This window comes from Clostridia bacterium, from assembly GCA_017620395.1.
Taxonomy (GTDB): domain Bacteria; phylum Bacillota; class Clostridia; order Oscillospirales; family RGIG8002; genus RGIG8002.
Genome location: JAFZQJ010000018.1, coordinates 41,537 through 59,194 on the forward strand (window position 1 = coordinate 41,537; position 17,658 = coordinate 59,194).

Sequence of the window (17,658 nt, forward strand, 5' to 3'; positions counted from 1 at the left end):
CGAAAGGACTGCGATATGACCGTTAGAGAGTTTTCCGAAAAAAGCGGCTTCGCCCCGATAGCGCTGCCCGACGGCGACAGAGAGATCACCGGCGCCTACATCGGCGACCTTCTGAGCTGGGTGATGGGCAGAGCGACCACCGGCGACGCGTGGATAACGATAATGTCCAACATCAACATCGTCGCCGTCGCCTCCCTCGCGGACGCCGCCTGCGTGATCCTCGCCGAAGGCGTGGAGCTCGACGAAAAGGTCTCCGCCACCGCCGAGGCGAAGGGAGTCAACGTGCTTTCCGCCCCCTGCGGCGCATACGCCGCGGCCTGCAGGCTGAATGAACTGATATGAACCGCTATTATTACGACCTGCATATGCACTCCTGCCTCTCGCCCTGCGCCGATAACGAATGCACGCCGGGCAACCTGATCGGGATGGGCGTGCTGAACGGGCTGAACATAATGGCGCTGACCGACCACAACACAAGCCGCAACTGCCCCGCCTTCTTCGCGGCGGCGAAGCGGTACGGCATCGTGCCGATCGCCGGCATGGAGCTGACGACCGCCGAGGACATCCACGCCGTTTTCCTCTTCCGCGAGCTCGACGCCGCGCTGGAGTTCGACAAACTTGTGGCCTCGCGCAAGCCGCGCATCCCCAACCGCACGGACATATTCGGCGATCAGTTCATAGTGAACGAAAACGACGAGACGGTCGGCACGGAGGAGTTCTTCCTCTCCAACGCGACCGACATAACGATAGAAGAAACGCTTCCCCTCGCCCGCGAATACGGCGCGCTCTGCTACCCGGCGCACATCGACCGCGAGGCGAACGGCATACTCGCCGTGCTGGGGACGCTGCCGCCGGAGCCCGACTTCGCCTGCGTGGAGATAAACCGCCCGGAGAAGGTCGAGGAGCTCACGCGGCTCCATCACCTCGAAAGCAAGCATATCATCGTAAGCTCCGACGCCCACTACCTCTGGGACGTCAAGGAGAAACGCGAATATTTTGAGCTCGACGATCAGCCTTACAGCGGCGCGCTCGTCCGACAGCGCCTCTTCGAGCTTCTGGAGCGTCACAAATGAAGGAGCTTTCACTCAACGTACTCGATATAGCGGAGAACTCCGTCAAGGCCGGCGCGACGCTGACCGAGATCACGATCGACGAAACCGACGACGTCCTCGTGCTGACGATAACCGACGACGGCTGCGGAATGAAGCCGGAGACGGTCGCCGTCGTTACCGACCCCTTCTGCACGAGCCGCACGACACGCAAGGTCGGCATGGGGCTTCCCCTGCTGAAGCTGGCGGCGGAGCAGACGGGCGGAGAACTTTCGGTCGAGTCCCGCTGTGCGGAGGACTTCCCCGACGATCACGGCACGGTCGTCAGGGCGAGCTTCTTCAAAAACCACATCGATTTCACTCCGACGGGAGACCTCGTTTCAAGCGTCACGACGCTGATACAGGGGCATCCCGACACGGATTTCCTCTTTCGCCACTCCCTGCCCGGCGGGAACACCGTCGAGCTCGACACGCGGGAGCTGCGCGAGGTCCTCGGGGACGATATCCCCCTCAACAGCTACGACGTCATAAAATGGATCGAAGGCAGCCTGCGCGAGCAGTACGCCGGAGAACCGACGGCATAAATCATTCAGAAAGGAAAAAAGCTATGAAGTCATTGGAAGAACTCAAAGCGATCAGAGACAAGATGAAGGACAAGGTCGTACTGCGCGACGGAGTCGCGGATATCCGCGTCGTAGTCGGCATGGCCACCTGCGGCATCGCCGCCGGAGCGCGCCCCGTGCTCAACGCCTTCGTCGAGGAGGTCAACAAGGAGGGCCTCAGCGATAAGGTATCCGTCATCCAGACCGGCTGCATCGGCATCTGCCAGTTCGAGCCCGTCGTCGAAGTCTTCGAGGGCGACAAGGAGAAGATCACCTACGTCAAGATGACCGCCGAAAAGGCGAAGCGCGTCGTCGAAGAGCACCTCAAGGGCGGCAAACCCGTCACCGAATACACGATAGCGGCGCACCAGCTCTGAGCGCCGGCTCCGGCGGATGCCGGAATAATCAAACCCGTATTTTAAGAAAGGATGATATACACTATGATTCGTGCACAGGTATTGGTCTGCGGCGGAACGGGCTGTACGTCCTCCGGAAGCAAAGCGGTTCGCGAAGCGTTTGAGGAAAGCATAAAGAAGAACGGCCTTTCCGACGAGATCAAGCTCGTACAGACCGGCTGCTTCGGACTCTGCTCCCTCGGCCCGGTCGTCATCGTCTATCCGGACGGCACCTTCTACAGCCGCGTTTCAGCCGATGACGTCGAGGAGATCGTGACCGAGCATCTGCTCAAGGGCAGACCCGTCGAAAGACTCGTCTACAACGACACCGGCAAGGCCGAGGAGCTGATGAAGGACGTCGCCCTCAGCGACACCGCCTTCTACAAATCGCAGGAGCGCGTCGTGCTGAGAAACTGCGGCGTCATCGACCCCGAAAACATCGACGAATACATCGCCATGGACGGCTACGCCGCCCTCGGCAAGGTCCTCACCGAGATGACCCCCGACGACGTCATCAAGTGCGTCAGCGATTCCGGACTCCGCGGCAGAGGCGGCGGCGGCTTCCCGACCGGCAGAAAGTGGTCGCTCTGCGCGCCCGTTCAGGCGCCGCAGAAGTACGTCGTCTGCAACGCCGACGAAGGCGACCCGGGCGCGTTCATGGACCGCTCCGTCCTCGAAGGCGACCCCCACTGCGTTATCGAAGGCATGGCGATCTGCGGCTACGCGATCGGAGCCGACAAGGGCTTCATCTACGTCCGCGCCGAGTACCCCATCGCCGTCCAGCGCCTGCAGATAGCCATCGACCAGGCCCGCGAATACGGCCTGCTCGGCAAGAACATATTCAACACCGGTTTCAACTTCGATCTCGAGATCCGCCTCGGCGCCGGCGCCTTCGTCTGCGGCGAGGAGACCGCGCTGATGACCTCCATCGAGGGCAAGCGCGGCGAGCCGCGTCCCCGCCCGCCGTATCCGGCGATCAAGGGACTCTACGGCTGCCCGACCACCGAGAACAACGTCGAAACCTTCGCGAACATCGCGCAGATAATCCTCCGCGGACCCGAATGGTTCGCCTCCATGGGCACCGAGAAGTCCAAGGGCACCAAGGTCTTCGCCCTCGGCGGCAAGATCAAGCACACCGGCCTCGTTGAGATCCCGATGGGCACCACTCTCCGCGAGATCATCGAGAACATCGGCGGCGGCATCCCGAACGGCAAGAAGTTCAAGGCCGCGCAGACCGGCGGTCCCTCCGGCGGCTGCATCCCGGCGGAGAAGATGGACGTGCCGATCGACTACGACAACCTGACCGCCATCGGCGCGATGATGGGCTCCGGCGGACTTATCGTCATGGACGAGGACAACTGCATGGTCGACATCGCCAAGTTCTTCCTCGGCTTCACCGTCGACGAGTCCTGCGGCAAGTGCACACCCTGCCGCGTCGGCACCCGCCGTATGCTCGAGATCCTCGAGAAGATCACCGACGGCAGGGGCGAAATGTCCGACCTCGACGAGCTCGAGAAGCTCGCGGAGTACATCAAGGCCAACTCCCTCTGCGGACTCGGTCAGACCGCTCCGAACCCCGTTCTCTCCACCATTCGCAATTTCCGCGACGAATACGTCGCCCACATCGTCGCCAAGAAGTGCCCGGCGGGCGTCTGCAAGAACCTGCTGAAGTACGTCATCGACCCGGCGAAGTGCAAGAGCTGCGGAATGTGCAAGCGCAACTGCCCGGCTGACGCCATAAGCGGCGAAAAAGGAGTTCCGTACTCCATCGATCCCGCCAAGTGCGTCAAGTGCGGCGCCTGCATGAGCACCTGCAAGTTCGGCGCGATCTCGAAGCAGTAAGCGGAAAGGAGAACAGAATGGATACTTTGAACATCAAAATCAACGGAAGAGACTATACCGTTCCCACCGGCCTTTCGGTGCTTGAAGCGTGCCGCTACGCCGGCGTGGAGATCCCCACCCTCTGCTACCTGAAGGACATCAACGAGATCGGCGCCTGCCGCCTCTGCCTTACCGAAGTCAAGGGCGCGCGCGGAATGGTCGCCGCCTGCGTTTATCCCGTCGACAGAGACGGTATGGAGATAATCACCAACAGCGCGAAGATCCAGGAAGCGAGAAAGACCAACCTCAAGCTCCTGCTCTCGAACCACGATAAGAAGTGCCTCTCCTGCGTCAGAAGCGGAAAGTGCGAGCTGCAGAAGCTCTGCAACGACTACGGCGTGGACGACGTCGACGCCTACAAGGGCGCGATGAACCACTACGAGATCGACGACAGCGCGCCGCACATGATCCGCGACAACAACAAGTGCATCCTCTGCCGCCGCTGCGTCGCCGTCTGCGAGAAGAACCAGTCCGTCGCCGTCCTCGGCGCGAACGAACGCGGTTTCAAGACGCACATCGGCTGCGCCTTCGATCAGGATCTGTGGGAAGTCCCCTGCGTAGCCTGCGGCCAGTGCACCGCGGTCTGCCCGACCGGCGCCCTCTATGAGCGCGACGACACCGCGAAGGTGTGGGCGGCGCTCGAGGATCCGACGAAACACGTCGTCGTCAACCCCGCGCCCTCCATCCGCGTAACGCTCGGCGAATGCTTCGGAATGCCCATCGGCTCCAACGTCAAGGGCAAGATGGTCGCCGCGCTGCGCAGACTCGGCTTCGACGGAGTCTTCGACACCGACGTCGGCGCCGACCTTACCATCCTTGAGGAAGCCAACGAGTTCATCGAGAGAGTGCAGAACGGCGGCAAGCTGCCGATCATCACCTCCTGCTCGCCCGGCTGGATCAAGTTCTGCGAGCACAACTTCCCCGACTTCCTCGATAACCTCTCGACCTGCAAGTCGCCTCAGCAGATGTTCGGCGCGGTCGTCAAGACCTGGTACGCCGAGAAGAACGGCCTCGATCCCAAGGACATCGTCGTCGTCAGCATCATGCCCTGCACCGCCAAGAAGTTCGAGCGCAGCCGCGACGGACAGAGCGCCGCGGGCGTTCCGGACGTCGACGTCGCGCTGACCACCCGTGAGCTCGGCAGAATGATCGAGCGCGCGGGCATCGACTTCGTCAACCTGCCCGACGAGGAGTTCGACGCGCCGCTCGGCATCACCACCGGCGCCGCGGCGATCTTCGGAGCCACCGGCGGCGTTATGGAAGCCGCGCTCCGCACGGCGGTCGAAACGCTGACCGGCAGCAAGCTCGAGAAGGTCGATTTCACCGACGTCAGAGGCACTCAGGGCATCAAGGAAGCGACCTACAACGTCGGCGGCCTCGAAGTCAAGGCGGCTGTCGCCTCCGGCCTCGCGAACGCCAGAGAGCTGCTTAACCGCATCCGCAGAGGCGAGGCGAACTACCACATCGTGGAGATCATGGCGTGCCCCGGCGGCTGCGTAAACGGCGGCGGACAGCCCATCCAGCCCGCGAGCGTGCGCAACTTCACCGACCTGAAGGGGATCCGCGCGAAGGCGCTCTACGAAGAGGACGCCAACCTGCCGCTGCGCAAGTCGCACGACAGCCCCGTCATCAAGATGCTCTACGACGAGTACTTCGGCAAGCCCGGCAGCCACAAGGCGCACGAGGTCCTGCACACGCACTACGTCGCCAGAGACACCTACGGCAAGGAAAGATAACGCGGAGGCGGAACGCCGCCGAAGCGCAAAACCGCATAAGTCTTATGAAAGCGCTCTCCCGCATGCGGGAGAGCGCTTTTTTCAATGCGTCGGCGGTGATATTGCTGCTTTGCGGCAGTTGTACGCGGACGGCCTCTGTCATTCCGAGGAAGCGTCAGCCGACGAGGAATCCCCTTCCTGATGCAACCGACTGCAAAAGGCGGGGGATCCTTCGGCGCGGGTGCGCCTCAGGATGACAAAAACGCGAGACTTCTGCGCGAATGCGCGCGGATAAGAAAAACCGCACCCTCGCGGGTGCGGTTTTTACGATATGTCTCGCTGTCGTTCGGCGCGATATATCGGATGCGCCGATACGATATATTCGCTTTCGCGAATGCGATATGCCGGCTTACGCCGACGCGATATGTTCGCCTGCGGCGAACGCTAAGCCGCTTCGCGGCTTACGACAGCAGGATTGCGGCGATGCGGAAGGTGCCGGTCATCCGCGTGAAGCGCAGCTTGTGGTGCTTGAACTCGGAGCCGTCGTAGACGTCCGCGATGGTCTGGTAGTCGCCCCAGCCGTTCTCGAAGTAGGAGTTGACCGTGCCGACGAGCGAGGTATCCACGCGCATCTGGATGACGCCGGACTTGCTCGTGCTTATCGACTTCTCATAGAGTATCTTCACGTTCTTCGCGTCGACCTCGAAGACCAGCGGCTGCTTGCCGCTGCTGACCGACCAGGAGCCGCTGAAATCATAGAAGGCGTAGGTGTCCTTCACCCAGCTGCCGAGCGAGGTGGGCTCGAGGCCTTCGTTGCACCAGTACATCTTGGCGTTCATGTACTTTTCGCTCGTCATCGGCTGCGCCGGAACCTCGGGGATTATCGTATTGTAATCCGCGTAAACGGCCTTGACGCCGTCGAGGTAGGAGGTGATCAGATTGCCGACGATCGCGTAGCCGAAGTCGTTCGGGTGCGTGCCGTCGTCGGAAAGCTGGTTCTTGAAGGTGTATCTGCCGCTCTCGCACTCGGGCTTGATCGCGTCGCGGTAGCTTATCATCGGGATGCCGTAGGCGCGGCCGACCGGGACCTCCTCCGCCTGCTTGTCGTGGAACCACTCGGTAGTCATGAAGAGCATGACGATCGCGGTGTCCGGGCTCTGGGTAACGACGCGGCGGATCAGGTTCTCATAGCTCTCCTGAGTGCCGTCGGAGGTGTCGTTGACCGCGAACTCGACGATAAGGAAATCGGGGTCGTGCGCGTAGACGTCGCGCTCAAGGCGGTGGACGCCGAGCATACTGCCCGTCGCGCCGATGCCGGAGTTGTGGAACTTCACGGTCGTTTGCGGGAAGGCGTCTCTCCACCACTTCGCGACTATGTTCGCGTAGCGCTTGTTCTCGGTAGAAGCGCCGGAGCCGTGGGTTATCGAGCCGCCGAGGGTGACGACGCTGATCTTTTCGCCGCGGGCGGCCTTCTGCATCACCTTCGCGATGCGGGAGCTGCCGTCGGCGGAAACGATCGCGCGGTCGAGCATCGCCTGAGTCACCGTCGCGGCGGTGGCGGCGGCGTTCGGGGCGAAGGAAAGCTTCACGCCCGTCTTGCCGAAGGAGCCTATCATTCCCATGGAGCTTCTCATAATGCCGAGCGCGTCCTCCGGACCTACGGTCCCGTCGTTCCAAACGTCAAGCACTTCTTTATCCCCCTCTTCATACGCGTACAGTCCCGCCGCGGCGCGCATGGTCAGCAGCGCGTCGGAAACGGTCAGCGCGCCGTCTTTGTCGACGTCGCCTATAAGCGAACCGGCGACGGCGGCGGCGGAAAGCGGGAGCATTCCCGCGAATATCGCCGTCAGCATCAGGACAGCGAGCAGAATTGCGGTAAACTTCATAATATCACCTCTGAGCGTTTATAACTCATTTTACCACGATTATCGCGGCGTGTCAATTCATAAGGCGCATTTTTTCATATAACAAAAACGGGCCCGCGGGGAGCCCGTTCCGTTATTTATGAAAGCATTATGCCCGCGAGGGTGAAGTTGCCGCCGCTGCCGGTGAAGGTGACGACGTGCTCCGCCTCCTCGTCGGTCTTGTAGACGGTCTCGTAATAGAGGTGGTCGCCCCAGCCGTCGTTGAAGTTGCCGTCGACGGTCGCGACGAGGACGCCGTCGACCTTGACGTCGATCCTGCCGGCGTTGGGGTCGGTCTTCCAGCGCATATAGAGCAGGTTTATCTCCTTGCAGGTGACCGTGAAGGTCAGCGCCTTCCCCTTCTTCGTCGTCAGCCACGCGCCCTTCAGGTGGTTGAAATGCGAGGTCTGATAGTTCTTGTTGACCGTCCAGACGCCGAGGCTGTCCGGCTCGAGCGTGCCGCCCATATAGAGCTTGGCGTCCTTATACCGCTCGCCGTAGAGCGCCTCCGGCACGGCGGGCACGACCTTCGACAGCTTCGTGTATTTCTTCTTGACGGAGTCAAGGTAGGAGCGGATGAGCGAGGCGTATATCTCGTGCCCCTTGTCGGTCGGGTGCGCGTCGTCGGTGCCGAAGTCCGTCCAGATCATCGCGTGGGAGGCGAGCAGACCGTTGACGGCGTTCGCGCCGCTGATCATCGGCACGCCGTAGTGATTGCCGATCGGGATCTCGGTATTCTGCATCGTCCAGCCGCTTTCGCAGACGGTGAAGAACATTATCACGGCGGCGTCCGGGCACTTGGTCAGCACGTTGCGGACGATGCCCTCGTAGTAGGGGTAGTCCTCCATGGTGTCGTTGACCGAGAACTCGACGATGACGAGGTCGGGGTCCTTCGCGATCACGTCGTCGCCCATGCGGTGGACGCCGAGGATGCTGCTCGTGCCGCTGATGCCGACGTTGTGGTAGTTGACCTTCGCCTTCGGGAAGTTCTCCGTCCACCACTTATAAGTCAGATACGCCCAGCACTTCTGCGAGGTGGAGGCGTAGAGTCCGTAGGTTATCGAGCCGCCGAGCGTGACGACGTTGACGGTATCGCCCTTCGCGGCGCGTTCCATCACGCGCGCGAGGCGGGCGGTGCTGCCCGCGGAGACGAGGGTGTTGTCGAAGATCGCCTGCGTCACGCCGTGCTTCTTCGCGACGGTGTTCGGCGCGTAGGTCACCTCGACGCCGTCGTAGCCGAAGCCGCCCGTCATGCCGAGCGAGCAGCGCATTATGCCGACCGCGTCGTCCGCGCCGACGGCGCTGTCGCCGGTCACGTCGTAGACCGGAACGTCTCCGGCGGTGTATTCGTTCAACCCCGCCGCTGCGCGCATGGTCAGCAGCGAGTCGGAGACGGTTATCTCACCGTCCCTGTCGATATCCCCGATCAGCGCCTCCCCCGCCGCGACGGAGCGCAGCGGAAACGCGCCCGCTATAAGCGTCGCGGCAAGCGTGAACGCGAGCATGATTGCGGTGAATTTCATATCGGGCGTTCCTCCTTTAATGAGCTTTTATGAAGCGAAAGCGGCGCGACGCGCCGCTTCGCAAGCCTTTATTCGTCAGGACATGAGCAGTCCGGAAAGCGTGAAGTTGCCTCCGTTGCAGGTGAAGGTGACCTCGTGCTCCGCGGGTTCGTCGGAGTCGAAGACGTGCTCCTTGGCGAGGTAGTTGCCCCAGCCGCCCGCAAACGTGCCGTCGAGCGTGGCGAGCTTCACGCCGTCGACGCTGACGTCGACCTTGCCGGCGTTCGGATTGTTATCCGGCAGGTATCTCCAGAAGATGACGTTCAGCTCTCTGAAGGTCGCCTTGAACTTCAGCGCCTTGCCCTTCTTTTCGGTCGTCCACGCGCCCTTGAGGTGATAGAAGGCGCCGCCGTTGGGCTCGGCCTTCCACGCGCCGAGCTGAGTGGGCTGGATCGTGCCGCCCATCCAGAGCTTCGCGTCGTCGTAGCGGTCGGTGTAAAGCGGAGCCGCCGGGAACGCCGGGATGACCTTGGAGAGGCGCTCGTACTTCGCCTTCACGCCGTCAAGGTAGGAGGCGATGAGCGAAGCGACCATCTTGTGGCCGAGGTCGTTCGGGTGGATATTGTCGGGCGAGATGTCGGTCCACTTGATCGTGCCCGCCTTGAGCAGCGGATTCGTCGCGTCGCGGTAGCTGATCATCGGCAGCTTGTAGTAGTTGCCGATCGGGATCTCGGTCTCCTGCACGTTTCCGCCGGTCTCGTTCTGCATAAAGAGCATCAGGACCGCGGTTTCGGGATCGTTCGCGAGCACGCGGCGGATGACGCCCTCGTAGTACTTATACTCGTCCGCCGCGTCGTTAACGGCAAATTCGACGATAAGGAAGTCGGGATTCTTTTTCAGCACGTCGTCCTCGAGGCGGTGCACGCCGAGCATACTGCCGGTCGCGCCGATGCCCATATTGTAGAAGTTGAAACGTCCCTGCGGGAAGTTGGCGGTCCACCATTCGTAGGTGCGGTATCCGTAGCAGAGGCGGCTTGTGGAGGCGGACGAGCCGGCGGTGATCGAGCCGCCGAGGACGACCATATTGATGCGGTCGCCGTTCGCGGCGCGCTGCATCACCTTCGCTAGCTTGGCGGTGTCGCCGACGGAAACGATAGAGTTATTTATGGAGGTCTGCGTGTACTTGCAGTCGAGCGCGTCCTGATTGGGGACGAACGAAAGCTCGACTCCGGCGTATCCGAAATCCTTGTCCGCCATGCCGACGGAGCTGCGCAGCAGGCCGAGCGCGTCGTCAACGCCGACTTCGCCGTCGCCGCTGACGTCGTAGACGGGAACGTCGGACGCGCTGTACTGCTTCAGTCCCGCGGCGGCGCGGAGCGCGCCGAGCGAGTCGGAAACGGTTATGTCGCCGTCCTCGTCAATATCGCCTATCATCGCTTCCGCGGCGGCGAGCGTATTCATCGGGAACATACCCGATATCATCGCGACCACCGGAAGCAGCATAAGAAACATAGCCATAATTCTCATATACATGGGATATCCCTCCGTTTCACCATTATTATATCACCCGCCCGCGCTTATGTCAAGACGCGGCGAGCAATATATCAGCGATATCGGCAGGCGTTTCGGCGACGTAATCCGCCTCCGCGAACTCCTCCGCCGAGCCGTAACCGTAGAGCACGCCCATAGAGGCGAGCCCCGTCTGCTTCGCGCCCTCGATATCGTAGCTGCGGTCGCCTATCATGACCGCGCCGCTCCTGTCGGAAACGCCCGCGGACGCGAGCGCGTACTCGATGACGTCGCGCTTGGAGGTGCGCGTTTCGTCCAGCGTGCTGCCCGCTATGACGGCGAAAAACTCCGCCAGCCCGAAGTGTTCGAGGATCCGCACAGCGAAGGGCTCCGGCTTGGAGGTCGCGACGATGAGCGTCACGCCCGCCTCCTTCAGGCGGCGCAGCGCGTCCGCGACGCCTTCGTACGGGAGGTTCTCGAACATCCCCCTCGCGACGTAGTACTCGCGGTAGACGCTTATCGCCTCACGCGCCTGTGCGTCGGAAAGCCCGCAGCGCATAAAGGAGCCGTGCAGCGGCGGCCCGACGAAGAACTCCAGCTCCGACGGCTCCGCTTCTGCGCCGAAGCGTTTAAGCGCGTAGGCCGCGGCGTTCGTTATGCCCGGCGCGGACTCGGTCAGCGTGCCGTCGAGATCTAAAAGCGCGTATCCGTATTTCATTCCGTAACCCCCCCGCTTGCAAAAACACCGACCGGAAATCCGGTCGGTGTTCGGAAATGCGTTTGCTTATTTGACCATGCCGGCGACTTCGGCGGCGAAGTTGTCTTCGCGCTTCTCAAGGCCTTCGCCCTTCTCGAGACGGACGAACTCCTTGATGCAGACGGGAGCGCCGAGCTCCTTGGCGACGTTCTTGACGAAGGTGTCGACGTTGATTTCGTCGTCCTTGACGAACGCCTGCTCGAGGAGGCAGATCTCCTTGTAGTACTTCGCGATACGGCCCATGACCATCTTCTCGGCGATGTTCTGAGGCTTGCCCTCGTTGATCGCCTGAGCGAGCAGGATCTCCTTCTCCTTCTCGATGAACTCCGCGGGAACGGAGGCCTTGTCGAGGAAGGTGGGGCTCATGGCCGCGATCTGCATCGCGACGTCCTTGGCCATGGAGACGCACTCGGGCTTCGCAAAGGTCGCGTCGTCGGCGTCGAGGTTGACCATGACGCCGATGGTGCCGCCGCCGTGGATGTAGGTCACGACGTGGCCTTCGTAACGGACGAAACGGCGGATGGTGAGCTTCTCACCGATGGTGAGTATCTTTTCGCGGAGAGCGTCGGTAACGGTCATGTTACCGCCGTCGATCGTCATGGCGCCGAGCGCCTCAACGTCGGCGGGAGCGTTCTTGCCGACGGTGGCGGCGACGGCCTTGACGAACTCCTGGAAGCCGGCGTTCTTGGCGACAAAGTCGGTCTCGCTGTTGACTTCGACGAGCGCGGCGACCTTGCCGTCCTCGGAAACGTAGGAGCCGATTATGCCCTCGGCGGCTATTCTGCTGGCCTTCTTCTCGGCGGCGGCTATGCCCTTCTCGCGAAGGTACTCGATAGCCTTTTCCATATCGCCGTCGGACTCGGTGAGGGCCTTTTTGCAGTCCATCATACCGCAGCCGGTCTTTTCTCTGAGCAGTGCAACGTCTTTCGCAGTGAATGCCATAGTATTATTTCCTCCTATACATAGTCGATACCCGACAGTATTTCATGTCGGGTATCCCGAACTTATAAATTACTCAGCCTTGTCTTCGGCCTTGGGCTCCGCCTTCTTGGTGGTGCGGCGGGCGGGCTTCTTCGCGGGCTCTTCGGCCTTCGCTTCTTCGGCCTTGGGCTCTTCAGCCTTGGGCTCCTCCGCCTTCTTGGTGGTGCGGCGGGCGGCGGGCTTCTTGGCTTCCTTGGCGACGAGGGTGGTCTCCTCGCCGATTATAGCGGCCATAAGGGGCTTGTCGGTCTTCGCGGCCTTGGGAGCGGCCTTCGGCTTCTCGACCTTGACCTTGTCTTCTTCAGCCATTACGAAGGGGACGGCTTCCTTGGCTTCGCCCTGAGCGACGGACTCTTCGGGAGCGGCCTCCGCCATGGAGGTGCCCTGTCTGCCCTCGAGGACGGCGTTGCCGATGATCTCGGAGATCAGCTTGACGGCTCTGATGGCGTCGTCGTTGCCGGGGATGACGTAGTCGACGGCGTCGGGGTCGCAGTTGGTGTCAACGATGGCGATGACCGGAATGCCGAGCTTCTTGGCTTCGGCGAGAGCGATGTGCTCCTTGCGGGGGTCGACGATGAAGAGCGCGGAAGGCAGCTTCTTCATGTCCTTGATGCCGCCGAGGAACTTCTCGAGCTTCTCGATCTCGAGGTTGAGCTTGATGACTTCCTTCTTGGGCAGCAGGTCGAACGTACCGTCCTCCTGCATCTTGCGGAGGTTGGCGAGGCGGTCGACTCTGCGGCGGATGGTCGTGAAGTTGGTGATCATACCGCCGAGCCAGCGGGCGTTGACGTAGTACATGCCGACTCTCTCGGCCTCTTCCCTGATGGAATCCTGCGCCTGCTTCTTGGTGCCGACGAAGAGCACGGTGCCGCCGTTAGCGGAAAGCTCGCGGACGAAATCGTAGGCTTCTTCGATTTTCTTGACCGTCTTCTGAAGGTCGATGATGTAAATGCCGTTTCTTTCGGTGAAGATGTACGGAGCCATCTTCGGGTTCCAGCGTCTGGTCTGGTGTCCGAAATGGACGCCCGCTTCCAGCAGCTGCTTCATGGATACTACTGTTGACATAATTTTTCCTCCTTGGTTTTCCCTCCGCCGCACCTACGTTTTGCGACCGGAAACGGCTCCGGCACCGGCAAAACCGCATGCGGCGTGTGAATTGCTGATATATATTATCACAAACCCGCCCCAAATGCAAGAGTTTTTTTCGGAAAATCGTCATTTTTTTGCGTTTCCGCGCTATTATTTTCAGCGGAGGTGTGAGGATATGCAAAAGCTGACCGAGCTGCGCTGCAAGGAAGTGATAAACCTGCGCAACGGCGAGCGTCTCGGCTTCGTCGGCGACCTGCGGATCGAGTGCAAGACCGGCAGGATCGCGGACATTATCGTGCCGACCGGCTCGCCCCTGCCCTTCTTCAAGCAGGACGAATACGTCATCCCGTGGAACGCGATAGAAAAGATCGGCGAGGACGCGATCCTCGTCGACTTCGACTGCCCGCCCCGCCCGCGGAAAAAGAGAAGGTAAAAGAAAAGCGCCGCCCTACCGGGCGGCGTTTTGATACGCGGTTTATCTTATTCGCAGGCGTTATTCGCAGGCGGCGCTGTTTGTTGTATCAAATAGAGAATCTTGTGACCGGCAATCCCGCCGCCATGCGAAGCATACGCAGCGCGTCGGAAACGGTCAGCAACCCGTCGTCGTCAACGTCCGCCGCGATGAATACGTCGCCGTCAACAACGATAATGATCCCAAGAACCGCCCTCATAGACATCAGCGCATCCGTGACGCCGATCTCGCCGTCGCCGTCAGGATCGCCGATTATCACGTTTTCCCCTTTGACTTTTACATCGAACGAATCCGAACAACCGTTATATGTAATGATTACGGTTTGTCTTCCGCTGTTATTGCTGAAAAAGCCGTCTACGGTAAGCGGCAGCGACGAAGACGAGCCGCTGATGATCATTCGTTGATTGCCGCCGACGGAAATAACGTTCGCCGTTTGCGTGGTGTCATTGTCATAATGCAGCCTTATTATCGCGCCGCTCAAATCAAGCTGCTCGCCCTTGATATATTCTGTTTTTGCCGGCTTGGTCACGATCTCGAGACGGACAAGCGTTTTATCGAGTATCTCGATATCAAACGTCGCACTCTTGCCGCTGTACCGGACAACGATAGTCTTTGTTCCCACGCTCGTATTGTCAAATCCGGTCACGGCCAGATCTGCAAGAGTGAAATCATCCGCGAACATAAGCTTATACCCGTTATTATAGACCATATACGCCTCGCGGGTTGTATCGTTATCAAAATAGATCGTAACAATACCGCCGGAAATATCAAGCCGGTCTTTATTGATTAAATACTGCAGTTTGCTCGGAGGCGTAGTGACAGCTATATCGGATACGCTTTTCGGCGCGACCTCAACGGTGAATGTATCAGTAAAGCCACCGTAAGTAACCGTCAGCGTCTGAACGCCTATCGACGTTATATCGAAGCCGCTGACTATATCGGCGGTCATTTCGATCGTTTCATACGTATCGTTATTATAATAAAGTGTTATTTCTCCGCCGTCGAGCTCAAGTCCGTCCTTGTATTCGATATAGTGCCTGTTAGCCGGCAGGGTCGTGACTCGCATACCGCTTAAAGACTTGGCTATGATCTCAACATCAAACGTCGTTGTCAGTCCTTCATATTCGACTGTCAGCGTTTGCTCTCCAACAACTGAATTATCTAATCCACTGACCAGATCGGCGGTCATTTCGATTTCTTCGGATGCACCGCTATCATAATATACGCTGATTATTCCGCCGGAAACATCAATCTCCTCTTTTCCTTCGAGATAAGTCAGCTTATCAGGAAGGCGAGAGACCTCTATATGATTCGGCTTGATAAATTCATAAGAAAAACCATTTGATACCGCATATTGATGCGCATAGGAGTTTTTATAAACTATTAAAATAGCGTTGATTTGAATATAGCTGCCTGTATAATAATGGAACGCATATTTGCCGATGCTCGTCACGCTGTTCGGTATTGTCACTCTTGTCAGACCGGTGCAGTTGGAGAATGCATAATCGCCGATGCTCGTCACGCTGTCCGGTATCGTTATGCTCGTAAGGCGGCACCAGTAGAATGCATATTTACCGATGCTCGTCACGCTGCCATCTGCGGGAATAACGCTGTTTTTGCAACCGGCTATAAGCGTTTTTGATTCAGTTTCTATCAGGCAGTTACCCGCGCTGTGATAGACGGGATTATTATTTTCAACGGTTATGGCTTCAAGACCGCTGCAGTATTCGAACGCACCATCGCCGATGCTCGTTACGCTATTGGGTATCGTCACGCTCGTCAGACCGGCGCATATGTGGAACGCATAATCGCCGATGCTCGTCACGCTGTTCGGTATCGTCACGCTCGTCAAACCGGTGCAGTTATAGAACGCACTATCGCCGATGCTCGTCACGCTGTCCGGTATCATCACGCTCGTCAAAGCGGTGCAACTGCTAAACGCATAATCGCCGATGCTCGTCACGCTGTTCGGTATCGTCACGCTCGTCAAAGCGGTGCAACTGCTAAACGCATCATTGACGATGCTCGTCACGCCGTCCAGAATAACAACGTCAGTCAAACTATTCTTAAAGCATGTTGTAACAATACCGATACCAGCTGTTCCTGTTATTAAATGCTTCACTCCGGTGCAGTTGTAGAACACACTACCGCCGATGCTCGTCACGCTGTTCGGTATCGTCACACTCGTAAGATTGCGGCAGTTGAAGAACGCATCGCTGCCGATGCTTGTAACGCTATCCGGTATCGTCACGCTCGTCAGACCGGTGCAGTTGGAGAACGCATAATCGCCGATGCTCGTCACGCTACCGTCTGCGGGGATAACGCTGTTATTGCAACCAAGTATAAGCGTTTTTGATTCAGTTTCTATCAGGCAGTTGCTTGCGCTGTGATAGACGGGATTATTATTCTCAACGGTTATGGTTTCAGGACCGCTGCAGTATCCGAACGCACCATCGCCGATGCTTGTCACACTGTCCGGTATCGTCACGCTCGTAAGACCGGTGCATCCACCGAACGCCCAATAGCTGATGCTCGTCACGCTGCCGTCTGCAGGGATAACGCTGTTTTTGCAACCGCACATAAGCGTTTTTGATTCTGTTTCAATCAAACAGTTGCTAGCGCTGTGATAGACGGAATTATTCTCTGCGACGGTTATCGTTTCAAGGCCGCTGCAGTATCCGAACGCACCATCGCCGATGCTCGTCACGCTGTCCGGTATCGTCACGCTTGTCAGACCGGTGCAGCTGTGGAACGCGGAATAGGCAATGCCGACCGTTCCGCTTTTTATCGTATATTTTCCTGATATACTGCCATTCGCATTTATCAGCCACTTACCGATATAAAGCACGTCATTTTCCCAATTTGATGCATTATTGTAATATCCGGTATTTTTGAACGCATTTGCGCCGATGCTCGTCACGCTGTCCGGTATCGTCACGCTCTTCAGACCGGTGCAGCCGTTGAACGCATTTTCGCCGATGCTCGTCACGCTGTCCGGTATCGTCACGCTCGTCAGGCCTTTGCAGTCGCAGAACGCAGAACAGGCAATGCCAACCGTTCCGCTTTTTATCGTATATTTTCCTGATATACTGCTTCTCGCTACTATCAGCCAATTGCCGATATAAAGCACACTGTTTTTCCAATTTGATGCGTTATTGTAATACCCGGTATTATAGAACGCCCATTCGCCTATGCTCGTCACGCTGTCCGGTATCGTCACGCTCGTCAGACCGGTGCAGACTTTGAATGCCCATCCGCCGATGCTCGTGACGCTGTCCGGTATCGTCACGCCCGTCAGACCGGTGCAGCCTTCGAACGCACACAAACCGATGATCGTCACGCTGTCGGGTATCGTCACGCCCGTCAGACCGGAGCAGCCCTGGAACGCATATCTGCCAATCCATGTCACGCTGTTCGGTATCGTAACGCTCGTCAGACCGGAGCAGCCCTGGAACGCATAATCGCCGATACTCGTCACGCTATCCGGTATCGTCACGTTCGTCAGGTCGGTGCACCGGTAGAACGCCCAATTGCCGATGCTCGTCACACCGCTATTAATAATTACTGTGGAAAAACTTTCGTATCTCCACGGAACATAAGAAGAAATATAATTAGTCATCTCCCCAGTACCGCTAATAGTCAGCACGCCGTCTTCAAGCGTCCACGTGAGACTCTCACCGCAGGTACCGCTTTCAGCAGTGGCGGCGGAAACGGTGATAATACCTGTCGGCAATAGGGCGATGAGCATTATAGATACTATTAGCAAGCTTATTATTCTATGATACTTTTTCATTTGTCAGTC

General features: G+C 58.8%; 13 protein-coding genes and 1 pseudogene. 7 read left to right on the forward strand and 7 right to left on the reverse strand.

What is annotated here, in order from left to right:
* The first annotated feature begins 15 nt into the window (after positions 1-15).
* From J5441_03280 to J5441_03305, 6 genes are all read left to right on the forward strand, one after another.
* Positions 16-342, forward strand: a complete 327-nt coding sequence (locus tag J5441_03280; GenBank protein MBO4934178.1) for a hypothetical protein — start codon at positions 16-18, stop codon at positions 340-342.
* The gene (locus tag J5441_03285; GenBank protein ID MBO4934179.1) at positions 339-1,073 is read left to right on the forward strand and encodes a PHP domain-containing protein; all 735 of its coding nucleotides are present in this window, start codon (positions 339-341) and stop codon (positions 1,071-1,073) included. The genes J5441_03280 and J5441_03285 overlap by 4 nt, the downstream gene beginning before the upstream one ends.
* On the forward strand, positions 1,070-1,633 hold the full coding sequence (locus J5441_03290; protein ID MBO4934180.1) for a sensor histidine kinase: 564 nt from the start codon (positions 1,070-1,072) through the stop codon (positions 1,631-1,633). The genes J5441_03285 and J5441_03290 overlap by 4 nt, the downstream gene beginning before the upstream one ends.
* 23 nt (positions 1,634-1,656) lie before the next feature.
* Positions 1,657-2,028, forward strand: a complete 372-nt coding sequence (locus tag J5441_03295) for a (2Fe-2S) ferredoxin domain-containing protein (GenBank protein ID MBO4934181.1) — start codon at positions 1,657-1,659, stop codon at positions 2,026-2,028.
* 63 nt (positions 2,029-2,091) lie between these two features.
* Positions 2,092-3,888 (forward strand): NADH-quinone oxidoreductase subunit NuoF, encoded by a 1,797-nt coding sequence (gene nuoF / locus J5441_03300; GenBank protein ID MBO4934182.1) that lies wholly within the window; start codon positions 2,092-2,094, stop codon positions 3,886-3,888.
* 17 nt (positions 3,889-3,905) lie between these two features.
* Positions 3,906-5,663 (forward strand): iron hydrogenase small subunit, encoded by a 1,758-nt coding sequence (locus J5441_03305; GenBank protein ID MBO4934183.1) that lies wholly within the window; start codon positions 3,906-3,908, stop codon positions 5,661-5,663.
* Positions 5,664-6,103: 440 nt separating this feature from the next.
* Here J5441_03305 and J5441_03310 read toward each other — a convergent pair whose 3' ends face one another.
* From J5441_03310 to rpsB, 6 genes and pseudogenes are all read right to left on the reverse strand, one after another.
* The gene (locus tag J5441_03310; protein MBO4934184.1) at positions 6,104-7,528 is read right to left on the reverse strand and encodes a hypothetical protein; all 1,425 of its coding nucleotides are present in this window, start codon (positions 7,526-7,528) and stop codon (positions 6,104-6,106) included.
* A 116-nt stretch (positions 7,529-7,644) separates the two neighbouring features.
* The gene (locus J5441_03315) at positions 7,645-9,069 is read right to left on the reverse strand and encodes a hypothetical protein (GenBank protein ID MBO4934185.1); all 1,425 of its coding nucleotides are present in this window, start codon (positions 9,067-9,069) and stop codon (positions 7,645-7,647) included.
* Positions 9,070-9,144: 75 nt separating this feature from the next.
* Positions 9,145-10,581: a hypothetical protein gene (locus J5441_03320; GenBank protein MBO4934186.1), complete on the reverse strand. Its 1,437-nt coding sequence runs from the start codon at positions 10,579-10,581 to the stop codon at positions 9,145-9,147.
* Positions 10,582-10,630: 49 nt separating this feature from the next.
* Positions 10,631-11,275 (reverse strand): HAD hydrolase-like protein, encoded by a 645-nt coding sequence (locus tag J5441_03325; protein MBO4934187.1) that lies wholly within the window; start codon positions 11,273-11,275, stop codon positions 10,631-10,633.
* A 66-nt stretch (positions 11,276-11,341) separates the two neighbouring features.
* Complete coding sequence (locus tag J5441_03330) at positions 11,342-12,256, reverse strand: elongation factor Ts (protein MBO4934188.1); 915 nt, start codon at positions 12,254-12,256, stop codon at positions 11,342-11,344.
* A gap of 393 nt (positions 12,257-12,649) precedes the next feature.
* A pseudogene (gene rpsB, locus J5441_03335) lies at positions 12,650-13,360 on the reverse strand (30S ribosomal protein S2).
* Between the two features lie 199 nt (positions 13,361-13,559).
* On the opposite strand from rpsB, the gene J5441_03340 reads away from it, so the two are divergent.
* Positions 13,560-13,817: a YlmC/YmxH family sporulation protein gene (locus J5441_03340; protein MBO4934189.1), complete on the forward strand. Its 258-nt coding sequence runs from the start codon at positions 13,560-13,562 to the stop codon at positions 13,815-13,817.
* An 88-nt stretch (positions 13,818-13,905) separates the two neighbouring features.
* Here the strand turns inward: J5441_03340 and J5441_03345 are convergent, their stop codons facing one another.
* Positions 13,906-17,649 carry a leucine-rich repeat protein gene (locus J5441_03345; GenBank protein ID MBO4934190.1) on the reverse strand — a complete coding sequence of 1,248 codons (3,744 nt, stop codon included), beginning with the start codon at positions 17,647-17,649 and terminating at the stop codon, positions 13,906-13,908.
* Between the last annotated feature and the right edge of the window lie 9 nt (positions 17,650-17,658).

What these genes read in the sequence shown, in the direction of transcription:
- J5441_03280 (MBO4934178.1), top strand. Translation starts at nt 16, where the DNA reads ATGACCGTTAGAGAGTTTTCCGAAAAAAGCGGCTTCGCCCCGATAGCG.
- J5441_03285 (MBO4934179.1), top strand. Translation starts at nt 339, where the DNA reads ATGAACCGCTATTATTACGACCTGCATATGCACTCCTGCCTCTCGCCC.
- J5441_03290 (MBO4934180.1), top strand. Translation starts at nt 1,070, where the DNA reads ATGAAGGAGCTTTCACTCAACGTACTCGATATAGCGGAGAACTCCGTC.
- J5441_03295 (MBO4934181.1), top strand. Translation starts at nt 1,657, where the DNA reads ATGAAGTCATTGGAAGAACTCAAAGCGATCAGAGACAAGATGAAGGAC.
- nuoF (MBO4934182.1), top strand. Translation starts at nt 2,092, where the DNA reads ATGATTCGTGCACAGGTATTGGTCTGCGGCGGAACGGGCTGTACGTCC.
- J5441_03305 (MBO4934183.1), top strand. Translation starts at nt 3,906, where the DNA reads ATGGATACTTTGAACATCAAAATCAACGGAAGAGACTATACCGTTCCC.
- J5441_03310 (MBO4934184.1), bottom strand. Translation starts at nt 7,528, where the DNA reads ATGAAGTTTACCGCAATTCTGCTCGCTGTCCTGATGCTGACGGCGATA.
- J5441_03315 (MBO4934185.1), bottom strand. Translation starts at nt 9,069, where the DNA reads ATGAAATTCACCGCAATCATGCTCGCGTTCACGCTTGCCGCGACGCTT.
- J5441_03320 (MBO4934186.1), bottom strand. Translation starts at nt 10,581, where the DNA reads ATGTATATGAGAATTATGGCTATGTTTCTTATGCTGCTTCCGGTGGTC.
- J5441_03325 (MBO4934187.1), bottom strand. Translation starts at nt 11,275, where the DNA reads ATGAAATACGGATACGCGCTTTTAGATCTCGACGGCACGCTGACCGAG.
- J5441_03330 (MBO4934188.1), bottom strand. Translation starts at nt 12,256, where the DNA reads ATGGCATTCACTGCGAAAGACGTTGCACTGCTCAGAGAAAAGACCGGC.
- J5441_03340 (MBO4934189.1), top strand. Translation starts at nt 13,560, where the DNA reads ATGCAAAAGCTGACCGAGCTGCGCTGCAAGGAAGTGATAAACCTGCGC.
- J5441_03345 (MBO4934190.1), bottom strand. Translation starts at nt 17,649, where the DNA reads ATGAAAAAGTATCATAGAATAATAAGCTTGCTAATAGTATCTATAATG.